The 1,687-nt window shown below is 72.7% G+C and carries 1 protein-coding gene; it reads right to left on the bottom strand.

Annotation, left to right across the window (positions count from 1 at the left end; genetic code table 11):
* The coding region (locus CCN42_RS20295; RefSeq protein ID WP_086737610.1) for a DEAD/DEAH box helicase at positions 1 to 1,389 on the bottom strand (1,389 nt) is incomplete at its 3' end.
* Between the last annotated feature and the right edge of the window lie 298 nt (positions 1,390 to 1,687).

The following is a 1,687-nucleotide window of genomic DNA, read 5'->3' as shown; positions in this document are numbered from 1 at the left end:
CTTGCGGGCCTCGGCGAGCTTGCGGGCCTCGGCGCCCTTCCGGGACTTGCCGCCGGCGCCGCGGGAGGTGTCCTTGCTGGTGCCGAGGCCGCGGAAGGGAGCGTTGGTGTTCTTGGGCCGGGGTACGGCGGGCCCGCCGTCGAGCGGGGTGCCGGAGGGGGTCTTGGCCCCGGTGATGCGGGTCAGTTCCGCCTCGCCCGAGCGGATTTTGGTGACGGTCGGCTCGATGCCGGCCTCGGCCAGCATGCGGCTCGTCTCGCGGCGCTGGCCCGTCAGCACGAGCGTGACCACGCTGCCGGACTCACCGGCGCGGGCGGTGCGGCCGGCGCGGTGCACGTAGTCCTTGGGTTCGGTGGGCGGGTCGACGTTGACCACGAGATCGAGGTAGTCGACGTGCAGGCCGCGGGCCGCGACATTGGTCGCCACCAGCACGGTGATCTGGCCGTTCTTGAACTGCGCCAGGGTCCGGGTGCGCTGGGGCTGGGACTTGCCGCTGTGCAGGGCCCCGGCGTGCACGCCGCTGGCCCGCAGATGCCGGGTGAGCTGGTCGACGGCGTGCTTGGTGTCGAGGAACAGCAGGACGCGGCCGTCGCGGGCGGCGATCTCCGTGGTGACGGCGTAGCGGTCGGGGCCGTGGACGACCAGGACGTGGTGCTCCATGGTCGTGACCGTGCCCGCGGACGGGTCGACCGAGTGGACGACGGGGTCGTGGAGGTAGCGGCGGACCAGCTGATCGACGTCGCGGTCCAGAGTGGCCGAGAACAGCATCCGCTGACCGTCGGGATGCACCTGGTCGAGCACGTCGACGACCTGCGGAAGGAATCCCAGGTCGCACATCTGGTCGGCCTCGTCCAGGACGGTGATCCTCACCCTCCCCAGGCGGCAGGCGTTGCGCTCGATCAGGTCGTGCAGGCGTCCGGGGGTGGCGACGACCACCTCGGCCCCCTCGCGCAGCGCGGCGACCTGCCGGCCGATGGACATGCCGCCGACGACCGCGGCCATCCGCAGCCGCAGTGCCTCGGCGTACGGCGCCAGCGCCTGGGTGACCTGCTGGGCCAGCTCCCGGGTGGGCACGAGGACGAGGGCGAGGGGCTGCTTCGGTTCGGCGCGCCGTCCGGCCGTACGCGTCAGCAGTGGCAGACCGAAGGCGAGCGTCTTGCCCGATCCCGTGCGCCCGCGCCCCAGGACGTCGCGCCCCTCCAGGGCATCGGGCAGGGTGGCGGCCTGGATCGGGAAGGGTTCGCGCACCCCGAGTTCGCTCAGTGTCCGCAGCACCTCCACCGGCAGGCCCAGGCCGGCGAAGGAGGCGGCCGGGGGCAGCGTCGGAGTCGTGGCCTGGGACTGGGCGGGACCGCCGTGAGCGATGCCGGAGTCGTCGGGGTGCTTCATGAACAGCCTTCCGCAGGGGACGTGCCGAGGAAGGCCCGGCAGGGTTGAACAGCCCCCGCACAAGCGGAACCGAACAGGCAGAATCGCCCACCGCGACGACCACGCAAACACACGACACTAACACACGGCATGACGTCGCGGCGTGACACCCACCACCCGTACCGCTTGGGCCCTTCCTCCCCGGCCACTCGGACCATGGTCGTAGCCCTGCCCGGCGGCACGCCCGCGGTTTCCGAGGTCGATCCCGAGAGTGGTGCCGGTCGGCCGCCGGGAGACGCGCCGCTGCCCGTCCGCGGGC

Source organism: Streptomyces glaucescens (assembly GCF_002154375.1).
In the GTDB taxonomy this organism is placed as follows: Bacteria; Actinomycetota; Actinomycetes; order Streptomycetales; family Streptomycetaceae; genus Streptomyces; species Streptomyces glaucescens.
The sequence above is the reverse complement of the archived record's forward strand: the minus strand, read 5'-3'. Positions and strand labels throughout refer to the sequence as shown.